The sequence below is a fragment of the Nakamurella endophytica genome, from assembly GCF_014646215.1.
In the GTDB taxonomy this organism is placed as follows: Bacteria; Actinomycetota; Actinomycetes; order Mycobacteriales; family Nakamurellaceae; genus Nakamurella; species Nakamurella endophytica.
Genome location: NZ_BMNA01000004.1, coordinates 658544 through 670964 on the forward strand (window position 1 = coordinate 658544; position 12421 = coordinate 670964).

A 12421-nucleotide genomic window follows, 5' to 3' on the forward strand; every position below is an offset into this window, starting at 1 on the left:
AGGCTCTTCCCCGCCGTGGCGCCGGGCGGGAGGATCGCCGGACGGCAGTGCCGGTGTCCGCGGACGCCGTCGCGCCACCGCTGCACCGACGCGCGGGCGGGGCCGGCGCGGTGACCCGATGCGAGCCCTGGAGGTCCCATGTCCCCCCGACCCGGCTCCTACGATCCGGCCCTCTCCCGGGCCGCGGAGCACGCCCGACGCTGGCTCGATGCGCTCGACGCGCGACCGGTGCCGGCGCAGGCCGCTGCCGACGGGCTGCTGGCGCAGGTGGGCGGCGCGCTGCCGGAGGTCGGTCTGCCTCCCGACGAGGTGGTCGACCGGCTCGCCGACCTCGCCGACCCGGGGCTGATGGCGATCGGGTCCGGCCGGTTCTTCGGGTGGGTGATGGGCGGGGTGCTGCCGGCGGCCCTGGCCGCCGACTGGCTGGTCAGCGCGTGGGACCAGAACGCCGGCATGCGGCCCGCGACCCCGGCCGCCGCGGCGCTGGAGGAGGCGGCCGCCGGCTGGTTGCTGGACGCGCTCGGGCTGCCCGCCACGGCCGGGGTCGGCTTCACCACGGGCGCCACGATGGCCAACTTCACCTGTCTGGCCGCGGGACGGGGACGGGTGCTGCAGGCCGCCGGATGGGACGTGCATCGTGACGGCCTCGCCGGCGTCCCGCGGGTGCACGTGCTGGTCGGGGCGGAGCGCCACGACACCGTCGATCTCACGCTGCGGTACCTGGGGCTGGGCGCCCCGACCCCGGTGGCCGCGGACGAGCAGGGCCGGATCCGGGTCGACGCGCTGGCGGCGGCGCTGGCGGAGGTCCCCGCCGGCGCCCCGACCCTGGTCTGCCTGCAGGCCGGCAACGTGCACTCCGGTGCGTTCGACCCGTTCGCCGACGCCGTGGAGGTGGCGCACCGGCACGGCGCCTGGGTGCACGTGGACGGGGCGTTCGGACTCTGGGCGGCCGCCTGCCCGGAGTTCGCCGACCGCATCCGCGGCCTGGCCGCCGCCGACTCCTGGGCGACCGACGCGCACAAGACGCTCAATGTCCCCTACGACTGCGGGATCGCCGTCGTCGCCGACGACCTCGCGCTCCGGGCGGCGCTCGGCGTGCACGCCAGCTACCTGGTCCGCGAGGACGCCGGTCCCGGCAACCCGTACGAGCGGGTCCCGGAGCTGTCGCGGCGAGCCCGCGGCATCCCGGTGTGGGCGGCGCTGCGGTCGCTGGGCCGATCCGGCCTGGTCGAGCTGGTGTCCGGGCTTGCGGCCGCCGCGCGGTCGATCGCCGCCGGACTGGGCGAGGTCGACGGCGTCGAGGTGCTCCACGAGGTCGCGTTCACCCAGGTGTGCTTCGCGGTGCGCGGCGCTGGAAACACTGCCGGCACCGACCGCACCGTCGAGATCGGCCGCGCGCTGGCCGCTGACGGCGGCATCCTGCTGTCGGGTTCCCGGTGGCACGAACGCGATGTGCTGCGGATCTCGGTGAGCAACTGGTCCACCGGCCCGGACGAGGTGGCCGCCGCGGTGGCGGCCGTGCGCAGGGCCGTCGGGTCCGTCGGCGGCTCCCCCGGCGTAGAGGCGGCCGGTCGGTCGGGACCGGATGGTGACCGGCTGGTCGGTCAGCCGGTCGTGGAGCGCCGGGCGTTGTAGACCAGCGCCCGCCCCGTCCCGTAGGCCGTGTAGGTCGCCAGGGCACCCTCGCGCAGCACGTCCTGCTCCACGTCGATGCCGCGGGCGGCGAGCTGGTCCGCCCAGTCGGCGACGACCGGACCCTCGTCGAAGCCGGTCAGCGCCTCCAGCTCCGGCCCGTCACCGGCGACGACCAGGCGCTGCACGCCCGACCACAGCACCGCGCCGAAACACATCGCGCACGGCCGCCAGTTCACGACAAGCTCGAGCCCGGGCCGGGCGGCGGCCAGGTCCCAGGTGCCCAGCGCCCGCTGCGCAAGGCAGATGGCCGTCACCTCGGCGTGCGCGGAGCTGAGTCCGCTGGACAGCACGACGTTGACGCCGACGGACACCACCTCCCCGGTCGAGGGGTCGGCGACCACCGCGGCGAACGGCCCGCCGTTGCCCGCCGGCCAGTTCCGGTCCGCCAGCGCGTGCACCAGCGCCATCCGGTCCCGGGAGGTGGCCGTCGGGCCGTCGTAGCCCTGCAGGAACGGCGCCACCCACGCCGGCAGCTCGGCAGCGAACGACGTGGCCAGGCGGGTCGGGTCGGTCATGCGGGCTCCGGTTCCGGCGGCGGGACGGGTCGCCGGTCAGCATGCCGCAGCCGCCGGCCGTGCTCCGCATGTCGGGACGTCCCCGCGCCGGACGGCCGCCGAGCCGGCACCATGACCACCGTGCCCCCGGACAGCGGTCCCCCGCGGCCGGCCGCACCGGTCGTCGATGCCGTTGCGGGCGGTCCCCGGACGGACGGCGACCCGCTCGTGGACGGGATCCGTGCCGGGCTGGTCGCCCTCGCCGAGCCCGCGCTCGCTCCCGGCATGCAGTCCTACATGCGGTCCGCACTGCCGTTCCTCGGCGTGCGGGTCCCCGAGGTCCGGCGCACCGTCCGCGAGCAGGCGCGGCTGCACCCGCCGGACGACGTGGCCGCGCTCGGGGCGGCCGCCGCCCGGCTCTGGCGCGAGGCTTCGTACCGCGAGGAGCGGTACGCCGCCACCGCACTGACCGGGCTGCGTGCGGCCGCCGGACGGCTCGAGCTGCTGGACCTGTACCGCGAGATGGTGGTCACCGGGGCGTGGTGGGACCACGTCGACGAGATCGCCCATCGCGTCGGCGCCCTGCTGCAGGCCGACCCGGGCCGGATGCGGCCGCTGCTGCGGGCGTGGGCGCGGGAGCCCGACCGCTGGCTGCGGCGGGTCGCCGTCCTGGCCCAGCTGGACGCCCGCGGCCGGACCGACGTCGACCTGCTGACCGACGTGGTGCTCGTCAACGCCGACCACCCGGACTTCTTCGTCCGCAAGGCCATCGGCTGGGCGCTGCGCCAGTACGCGCGCACGGACCCGGCGTGGGTCCGCGGCTTCCTGTCCCGGCACGGCGCCGCGCTCAGCCCGCTGTCCGTCCGCGAGGCGGCCAAGCACCTGTGACGGGCACTCCCGCCGGGCCGACGGGACGCCGGCACCGGGTCGGCACCGCCGGCCGGGGGGAGTAGGGTCCGACCCGTGGTGCGCACCGCAGTCGACCGCCTGTCGCAGGCGTCGCTGCTCCTTAGCCGCCGCGACGGGGCCTGATCAGCGGACCGGCTCCTCCGTCGCGGGACGGTGTGCTGCCGGTCGACCCTCCGCCCGCGTGCGTGACACGCCGCCGGCCCTCCCCGTCAGGACATCCCCATGAGCACCCCCGCCGTCTCCCGCATCCGCCGTCCCGAAGGCCCGGCGCTGCCGGGGCAGCCCGGCTGGAACCGCCAGCGCGGCAGCGAGATGCCGTTCGGCCGCTACACCCCGTTCACCCCGATCGACCTGCCGGACCGCACCTGGCCGTCGACCGTGATCACCCGCGCACCGCTGTGGTGCGCCGTCGACCTGCGCGACGGCAACCAGGCGCTGATCGACCCGATGACGCCGGCCCGCAAGCGACGCATGTTCGACCTGCTGGTCGCCATGGGCTACAAGGAGATCGAGGTCGGCTTCCCCGCCGCCAGCCAGACCGACTTCGACTTCGTCCGCGAGATCATCGAGCAGGACGCGATCCCCGACGACGTCCGCATCCAGGTGCTGACGCAGGCCCGGCCGGAACTGATCGCCCGCACCTTCGAGTCCGTCGAGGGCTCCCACTCGGCCGTCGTGCACCTGTACAACTCGACCTCGACGCTGCAGCGGCGGGTGGTGTTCGGCCTGGACCGCGCCGGCATCAGCCGGATCGCCACCGACGGCGCCGAGGAGGTGGCCCGCTGGGCCGACAAGTACCCGGAGACCGACTGGCGCTTCGAGTACTCGCCGGAGTCGTACACCGGCACGGAGCTGGAGTACGCGGTCGAGGTCTGCAACGCCGTGTCGGCGATCTGGCAGCCGACCCCGGACCGGCCGATGATCGTCAACCTGCCGGCCACCGTCGAGATGGCCACCCCGAACGTCTACGCGGACTCCATCGAGTGGATGCACCGCAACCTGGAACGCCGCGACTCGCTGGTGCTGTCGCTGCACCCGCACAACGACCGCGGCACGGCGGTGGCGGCGGCCGAACTGGGCTACATGGCGGGCGCCGACCGGATCGAGGGCTGCCTGTTCGGCAACGGCGAGCGCACCGGCAACGTCTGCCTGGTCACCCTGGGCTTGAACATGTTCAGCCAGGGCATCGACCCGCAGATCGACTTCTCCGACATCGACGAGATCCGGCGCACCGTCGAGTACTGCAACCAGCTGGCCGTCCCGGAACGCCACCCCTACGGCGGTGACCTGGTGTACACGGCGTTCTCCGGCTCGCACCAGGACGCCATCAAGAAGGGCTTCGACCACCTGAACCGGGACGCCACCGCCGCGGGCGTGCCCGTCGACCGGTTCACCTGGCAGGTGCCGTACCTGCCGATCGACCCCAAGGACGTCGGCCGCTCCTACGAGGCGGTGATCCGGGTCAACTCGCAGTCCGGCAAGGGCGGCGTCGCGTACATCATGAAGACCGAGCACGGGCTGGACCTGCCCCGCCGGTTGCAGATCGAGTTCTCGCGGGTCGTGCAGGCGCACACCGACAGCGAGGGCGGCGAGGTGTCGCCGTCGGCGATGTGGCGGCACTTCGCCGACGAGTACCTCGACCGCACCAGCCCGGTGCAGTTCGTCGGCGCCCGGATCGAGCCGGACACCGACGGCGCGGCGCAGGACGAGCGCGACATCCTCGCCGCCCGGATCGTCGTGGACGGCACCGAGCAGGTCCTCCGCGGCACGGGCAACGGCCCCGTCGCCGCGTTCTGCGACGTGCTGTCCCAGGTGGGCTACGACGTGCGGGTCCTGGACTACGTCGAGCACGCGCTGTCCGCCGGCGGCGATGCGCGCGCCGCGGCGTACCTCGAGTGCGCCATCGGCTCGGAGGTGCTCTGGGGCGTCGGGGTCGACAGCTCGATCGCCCGGGCCTCGCTCCGCGCCATCGTCTCGGCGGTCAACCGGGCGGCCGCCCGCACCGCCGGCTGACCCCGTCCGTCCCGGCCGCCGCCGCCCGCGACCTCCCGGGGACGGCGGCGACCCGGGACGGCGCCACCGGGCCCGCCCCGAGAACGGTGCTGGGGCAGACGCGCTCGCGCATAGGGGAGGTCGCGCAGCAACCTCGGCGCTGCCTGGACCGTCCACGGATCGACGCCGCCGGGCTGCCCGGAACCGCGGTCCTCGGGTAGCCGTTCCATTACCCTCTGTATCAGGCATTCCGGCCACCCCGGTCGAGGCGGGCAGCACCACCGGTCCGCACCCGGAACCACCCACTCGATCGAGGAGCCCTGTGCGCCCGATGTCCGCCGCCCGCCGCCCGTCCCGCCGCCCGTCCGTCCGCACCGCGGCGACGCTGGGCGCCGTGCTGGCCGCGACGACGCTGCTGGCGACCGCGCCGGCCGCGGAGGCGGGCCCGGCCCGTCCGTCCGCCTCGGCCGGGACCCCGGCGGCTGCGGCGTCGGCGGGCACCGCCACGCCGCTGGCCCGGGCACCCCGGTTCGGTGGTCGGGCCGGGCAGCGCACCACGGTCTTCGTCCGGACCACCGGACCGGGCGCGCTGGCCGTCGACGTCGCCGCCAAGGCCGGCGCGCCCACCACCCGCCGCACCTCCACCCAGGCGCTGCAACGTGCCGCCGCGGTGACCAGGACGACCAGCGCCATCGCCGCGGCCGCGCGCTCCGTCGACCCGTCCGCGCGCACGGTCTACACCACCGAGTACACGGTGCCCGGCGTGGCGCTGCAGCTGGACGCCGCCGCCGTCGACGCGCTGTCCCGCCGGCCCGACGTGGTGAGCGTGACACCGGTCGTCCGCAAGCACGTGGTGGACCCGGTGACCGCCCCGGCTGGCGGCGCGGTGCCGGCGAACGCGGCGTCCGACGTCTACAGCCGCGCCCTGGACGCCTGGCGGCAGACCGGCCGCACCGGCAGCGGCGTGTCCGTGGCGATCATCGACACCGGGCTGGACTACACCCACGTCGACTTCGGCGGCCCGGGCACCAGCGCGCAGTACGACCAGGCCCGCGGCACCCGCGGCGCGCCTGCCCGGGAGCTGTACGACGCCGCCAAGTTCAAGGGCGGGACCGACTTCGCCGGGCCCGTGTACAACGCCGACCCGGACGCCGACGACTACGACCCGATCCCCAGCCCGGACGCCAACCCGATCGACGGGTCGGCCAACGGCCACGGCACCCACGTCGCCGGCACCCTCGCCGGGTACGGCGTCACGGCCGACGGTGCCACGTTCCGCGGCGACTACGGCGCGCTCACCGCCGCCGCCGTGGCCGGCCTGCGGATCGGCCCCGGCTCGGCGCCGCAGGCCGGGCTGTACGGCCTCAAGGTGTTCGGCGACAACGGCGGGTCGACCGACCTGACCGGCGAGGCCCTGGACTGGGTCGGGCAGCAGCTGACCCGCGGCACCCGCATCGACATCGTCAACATGTCCCTGGGCTCGGACTTCGCCCCGCCGGACGACCCGGACAACGCCAAGCTGGCCGCCCTCGTGGCGCAGGGCGTGCTGCCGGTGGTCGCTGCGGGCAACGCCGGGGACGTCACCGATGTCGGCGGCAGCCCGGGCAACGCCGCGGCGGCCCTCACCGTCGCCGCCGCGGACCGCGGCGCCGGCCGCCTCGACGGCGTCGCCGTCACCGAGCCGGCCGCGCTCGCCGGCGCCTCGCCGTACGCCGCGCAGTACTCCACCGACTGGGTCGCCCCGCTGGCGGTCGACGCCCCGGTCGCCGTCCCCGCGGCGAACCCCACGGGTTGCTCGGCCTTCTCGACCGCCGACCGCGCCCGGTTGCGCGGCAGGGTGGCCTGGTTGACCTACGACGACGCCGCCCCGGCCTGCCCGTCGGCCACCGCCTTCGCCAACGCCCGCAGCGCCGGCGCGGTCGGCGTGCTGCTGGCCGGCACCGCCGACAACCCCGACTACGGCATCTCCGGCACCGCGACGTTGCCCGGCGCCGAGCTGACCCGGCGCAGCGCCGTCGCGCTCCGGCCCGCCGCGACGGCCGGGACGTTGCGGGTGTCGTTCCGCGACGACCTGCGGAACGCCGTCGACGCCGGCGACCCCACCGCCACCGACACGCTCGCGGACTTCTCGTCGCGCGGCACCCACGGCTCCTACGCCGGCATCGTCAAGCCGGACGTGGCCGCGCCCGGCGTGGACATCACGTCGGCGGCGTCCGGATCGGGCACCGGGTCGCTGCGGATGAGCGGCACCTCGATGGCCACCCCGCACGTCGCCGGCATCGCGGCGCTCGTCCGGCAGGCCCATCCTGACTGGGGTCCGCTGCAGATCAAGACCGTCGTGATGAACACCGCGTCCCGCGACCTGCACGACGCCGCGGGACACAGCTACGGGCCGCTGCGCCAGGGCACCGGGCTGGTCGACGCGCTGGCCGCGGTGCGCGACACCGTCACCGTCGCCTCGCCGGTCGACGGGGCGCTGGTCACCGCGTCGTTCGGCATCGTCCCGGTCGGCACCAGCCGCGTCGAGCAGGTGCGGACGCTGACCGTGCGCAACACCGGCAGCACCGCCCAGCGCTACGTCGTGCGGTACTCGCCCCGCGTGGTGGTCCCGGGGGTGGAGATCCGGCTGGACCGCTCGGTGATCGACGTCCCGGCGCGCGGCACGGCGGCCGTCCGGGTGGTGCTGCGCATCCCGTCCCAGGCCGGGCTGCGGCGCACCATCGACCCGACGCAGCAGGCCGTGCAGGAGGGCGTCGCGCGGGACTACGTCACCGCGGCCACCGGCGTGGTCACGCTGACCCCGACGGCGCCGTCCACCGCCGCCACCCCGCCCCTGCGGCTGTCCGTGGTCGCCGTCCCGCAGCCGTACTCGCAGATGCACGGGACACCCGTCACCTTCCCGAACGAGTCGGCCGCCACGACGCTGCTGCGGCTCACCGGCAGCACGCTCGCGGTGGGCAGCGGGCCGGCGCGCTACCGCTCGCAGGTCGTGCCGTTCGTCCTCGGTGCCGCCAGCCCGCGGCTCGACCTCCCCGCGGGGTCGGCGGTGCAGACCGCCCGGAGCCTGGACCTCAAGGCGGTCGGTGCGGTGAGCACCGCGCCGCTGCAGCGCCGCCGCTCCACCGGCATGCTGGCGTTCGGGATCCAGACCTGGGGCGCGACCGCCAGTCCCGGCACCGCCGGCACCCCGTGGGTGTTCATCGACGTCGACGGCGACGACATGCCCGACTACGCCACCACGGTGCAGAAGTACGGGACCGCCGACATCGCGGTGGCCGCGACCTACACCTTCGAGACCGGTGACCTGGTGGACGTCCAGCGGCTGGACGCCAACGGCACCGGCCTGGACGCCAACCTGTTCGACTCCGGGGTGATGGTGCTGCCGGTGTCCCTGTCCCGGCTCGGGTTCACCGACACCAGCACGCGGACCCGGATCACCTACCAGGTGGTGACGGCCTCGGCGTACTCGTCGTCGGACCCGCAGTCCGGGCTCGAGGTGGACGAGACGCCGCCGGTCTCCTTCGACGTCTACCGGCCGGCCCTGTGGTTCGGCCAGACCGGCAGTCCGGCCGGTGCCCTGGTGCTGGGCGACACCAGCCGCGGCATCCAGGTGCACCGGTCCACGATGGCCACGCTGCAGGCGCTGCTGCTGCACCTGCAGAACCGCACCGGCGACCAGGCCGACATCGTCACCGTGCGCACCACCCGGTCCGTCCGGCCGGCCGTGGGCCACCGCCCGTCGGTGTCCGGCAAGCCCGTCGTCGGGCGCACGCTGACCGCGGTGCCCGGCCCGTGGACGCCGCCGGGCACGTCGTTCGCCTACTCGTGGCTGCGGGACGGGGTCACCATCGGCGGCCAGCACGGCTCCCGGTACGTGGTCCGGCCTGCGGACGTGGGCCACCGCCTCTCGGTGAAGGTGGTCGGCCGCAAGGCCGGGTACAACACCGGCGTCGCGGTGTCCGGGGCGCTGCCGCGCGCGATCGGCTGAACCGCGGGGCGGCCCGTCCCGGCCGCCCGGCGGTCAGGACGTGCGGTGCACCTTGTGCTGCGCCGCCTGGGCCCGCGGCCGCAGCACCAGGAGGTCGACGTTGACGTGCGCCGGCCGGGTGACCGCCCAGACGACGGTGTCCGCGACGTCCTCGGCGGTCAACGGTTCGTCGACACCGCGGTAGACGGCCGCCGCCCGGTCGGCGTCGCCGTGGAAGCGGTTCAGGCTGAACTCGTCGGTCCGCACCATGCCCGGTGCGATCTCGACGACCCGCACCGGCTGGTCGAACAGCTCCAGCCGCAGCGTCGCGGTCAGCGCGTGGGTGCCGTGCTTGGCCGCCACGTAGCCGCCGCCGCCCTCGTACGCCGCGAATCCGGCGGTCGAGGACAGCACGACCACCGTGCCGGCCCCGGACACGATCAGCGCCGGGAGCAGCGCCTGGGTCACCTGGAGCACGCCCAGGACGTTGACCTCGTACATGGCGCGCCAGTCCGCCGGGTCGCCGGTGGCGACCGGATCCGCGCCGATCGCCCCGCCGGCGTTGTTGACCAGCACGTCGACCCGGTCGAGCGACGCGGCGAAGTCCTGGACCGCGGCACGGTCGGTGACGTCCAGCGGCCGCGCGAGGCCGCCGATCTCCTCGGCCAGCGCGGCCAGCCGGTCGGCCCGTCGCGCGGCGAGCACCACCCGGTAGCCGGCGGCCGCCAGCCCGCGGGCCGTCGCCGCACCGATCCCGCTGCTGGCGCCGGTCACCACGGCCACCGGCGCCCCGTACGACTCGGTCACGATCACTCCTCCCGGCCCGGCCGTCCCGGGCAGAGGACCACCGTGCCACCCGCCGGGGGCGCGGGCGGGAGCGGGTCCGGTGCGGACCTCGGCGCCGGCCCGACGGTGCGGAGGTGCGGCGTCGACCCGGGCTTCCGGCCCCGTCCGGACCGGGCGGTCAGGCTGCCGGGTCGTCGGCGAGCCGCGCCTTGGCCTCCCGGATGACCGGGCCCTCGCGGAGTCCGGCGGGCAGCACCAGGGCGCCGCGCCGGACTGCGCGCAGCGCCGCGGTGGCGGCGACGTCGGTGAGCCCGAGCCCGGGCAGCCGGTACATCCGCCGGGCCCACTGGGGCAGCAGCCCGAACGCCAGGGCGGCGAGGCCGCCCCACGCCGGCCGCGCCGGGGTGAGGAACTCGACCCAGCGGGCCATCGGCGGGACCAGCAGCACCCGCGCGCCCTGCTCGGCCTCCGGCAGCAGGTGCAGCCGGGGACGGACCTCGGCGAAGTAGTCGGCCAGCGCCGCCTCGGTGGCGGGCACGTCGCCGGCCGGCAGGCCGACCAGTTCGGCGGCGCGGACCTGCTCGGCCAGGTAGCGGTCGGCGTCGCCCGGATCCAGCCGGACCCCGCCGCGACGGGCGGCGTCCAGCAGCGAGTCGACCTCGGTGCAGTGCACCCAGAGCAACAGGTCCGGCTCGTCGACCCGGAACTCCTCGCCGGTGAACGGGTCGGTGGCGCGGAGCCGGCGGTGGATGCCGCGGACCCGGGCCCCGGCCCGCTCGGCGTCCCGGGTGGATCCCCAGGTGATCGCGGCCAGGTACTCCGTCGTCCGGGTCAGCCGGCCCCAGTAGTCGGCGGCGAACCCGCCCTGCTGCGCCACCGCCGCCATCGCCCGCGGGTGCAGCGCCTGCAGCAGCAGCGCGCGCAGCCCGCCCACGCTGAAGGCCGGGTCGCCGTGGATCCGCCAGGTGACGCTGCCCGGCCCGAACAGACCCGGATCCCGGGCGTCGTCGCCGGACGGCGCGGGCACCGGGCGCACGGTGACCGGCGGCGCGCCGGACGCGGAGCGTTCCATATGTCCACGGTACGTGCGGCCACCGACACCCGGGCCGGGCCGCGAGCCCACCGGATCCCGAGCGGCCTGCCTCGGCCGCGGCGCCGGATCGGCGTCCGCCGGGACTCCGCGCCCGGGAACCCCGGTCCGGGCCTCTCCGCGCGGGACGACGCCGGCGTCGCGAGGACCGGCCGCCCGGCTCCTCCAGGTGCGAGGATGCGGCCATGCACGCAATGCGCAGGGCTGCCCGGTGCGTCTCCCGTCGGTGAGCCGCCTCCCGTCCTTCCGCAGACCGTTGGCGACGGCGTCGGTCGTCGCCGTAGCCCTCGTCCTGGTCGGGTGCGCCGCGCCACCACCGCGCGGAGCGGGCACCGGATGGGGACCGTCGAGCGCGGGCGGGCCGGCCGGCGCGTCGTCCGCGGGCCCGGCGTCCCGGGAGTCGGTGTTCCGCGGGTCGGCGGCAGCGCGGTCCGCATCCTCGAGCCCGGCGTCGGCCGTCCCGACGAGCCGCACCGGGCCGTCGACCCCGGTCCCCGACCGCCGTCCGCACCCTCCGCCCGGACGTCGACCCCGCCCACGCCGGGCTCCGGCACCGCGTCCCGCGGCGCTACCGCCGGGACGACCGCAGCTGGGACCCTGCCGGAAACCCGGGCCACCGCCGGCACGGCCCTGGGGACCGGCAGCCCCGGCCGGTTCGGGACGCCGGCCGCGCCGATCGAGGTCGCGGTCACCGGGATGGTGCTGATCGATCGGGCAGGGGCCGCGGTGCTGTGCCGCCCGTACGTCGACGGCGGGGGGGCGATCGTGGGCGGCCCGCCGAATCCGACCCCGCGGTGCGACCGGCCGATCCCGCTGACCGGGCTGCACGCGGATCACCTGGCAGGGGCCTCGCACAACGCAGACCACCGGTGGGCGAGGACGCACCTGGTGGGCCGATGGGACGGACGGGGGCTCGCGGTCGAGCAGCAGGGCCCGCCGACGGCGGACGACGTGCCGGAGCGGGACGTGGACACCGAGGTCCCCTGCCGGCCGCCCGCCGGGGGCTGGACCCGCGGTGCCACGCAGGAGTTGCCCGGCATCGACCGCATCGCCGCGGCCGTCGGCCCCGCCTTCGGCGCCCTGGCTCTCGGCTATCCCGAGGGGCACTCGACCGGGTCCGACGGGGATCTCAGCGACGCCGTGCAGGTCGTCGTTGTCGGCACCACCGGGGACGTCGCGCCCGCCCGGGCGGCCGCCCGGTCCGTCTTCGCCGGCAACCTGTGCGTCGTGCGGGCGGCGCACACCGACCGCGAGATCCAGCGGCAGCACGCGGCGCTGCGCTCGGCGCTCGAGGACCGGTGGCAGGCCTTGGGCGTGTGGGCGTTCGGCAGCAGGCAGGTGCCGCTGGGCACGCCGTCGTCCTCGATCGAGGTCGACGTCGACACGCCGCAACTGGAGGCCGTGCTGTCGCGCATCCCCGGGCCGCCCGTCACCGTGCACGCCTGGCTGGCACCGGTGGGCTGATACGGCAGGGGCGCACGGAGCACC

The 12421-nt window shown here is 76.2% G+C and carries 8 protein-coding genes; 5 read left to right on the forward strand and 3 right to left on the reverse strand.

The window, feature by feature from the left end; all coding sequences use genetic code 11:
- Positions 1-138: 138 nt before the first annotated feature.
- Positions 139-1635, forward strand: a complete 1497-nt coding sequence (locus IEY37_RS13470) for a pyridoxal phosphate-dependent decarboxylase family protein (RefSeq protein ID WP_188942215.1) — start codon at positions 139-141, stop codon at positions 1633-1635.
- Here the strand turns inward: IEY37_RS13470 and IEY37_RS13475 are convergent.
- Positions 1605-2210, reverse strand: a complete 606-nt coding sequence (locus tag IEY37_RS13475; protein WP_188942217.1) for a deaminase — start codon at positions 2208-2210, stop codon at positions 1605-1607. The two genes, IEY37_RS13470 and IEY37_RS13475, sit on opposite strands and share 31 nt — an antisense overlap.
- Before the next feature lie 111 nt (positions 2211-2321).
- On the opposite strand from IEY37_RS13475, the gene IEY37_RS13480 reads away from it, so the two are divergent.
- The 3 genes from IEY37_RS13480 to IEY37_RS13490 all read left to right on the forward strand — a co-directional run bounded on the left by IEY37_RS13480 (position 2322) and on the right by IEY37_RS13490 (position 9078).
- Positions 2322-3077 carry a DNA alkylation repair protein gene (locus IEY37_RS13480; protein ID WP_188942219.1) on the forward strand — a complete coding sequence of 252 codons (756 nt, stop codon included), beginning with the start codon at positions 2322-2324 and terminating at the stop codon, positions 3075-3077.
- A 243-nt stretch (positions 3078-3320) separates the two neighbouring features.
- Positions 3321-5111 (forward strand): 2-isopropylmalate synthase, encoded by a 1791-nt coding sequence (gene leuA / locus IEY37_RS13485; RefSeq protein ID WP_188942222.1) that lies wholly within the window; start codon positions 3321-3323, stop codon positions 5109-5111.
- A gap of 310 nt (positions 5112-5421) precedes the next feature.
- Positions 5422-9078, forward strand: a complete 3657-nt coding sequence (locus tag IEY37_RS13490) for a S8 family serine peptidase (RefSeq protein ID WP_229674425.1) — start codon at positions 5422-5424, stop codon at positions 9076-9078.
- Positions 9079-9111: 33 nt separating this feature from the next.
- Here IEY37_RS13490 and IEY37_RS13495 read toward each other — a convergent pair whose 3' ends face one another.
- Both IEY37_RS13495 and IEY37_RS13500 read right to left on the reverse strand, forming a co-directional pair.
- On the reverse strand, positions 9112-9864 hold the full coding sequence (locus IEY37_RS13495) for an SDR family NAD(P)-dependent oxidoreductase (protein WP_229674391.1): 753 nt from the start codon (positions 9862-9864) through the stop codon (positions 9112-9114).
- A gap of 157 nt (positions 9865-10021) precedes the next feature.
- Positions 10022-10915: an oxygenase MpaB family protein gene (locus IEY37_RS13500; RefSeq protein WP_188942228.1), complete on the reverse strand. Its 894-nt coding sequence runs from the start codon at positions 10913-10915 to the stop codon at positions 10022-10024.
- 354 nt (positions 10916-11269) lie between these two features.
- Between IEY37_RS13500 and IEY37_RS13505 the strand changes: the two genes are divergently transcribed.
- Positions 11270-12397, forward strand: a complete 1128-nt coding sequence (locus IEY37_RS13505) for a hypothetical protein (RefSeq protein WP_188942230.1) — start codon at positions 11270-11272, stop codon at positions 12395-12397.
- The last annotated feature ends 24 nt before the right edge of the window (positions 12398-12421 follow it).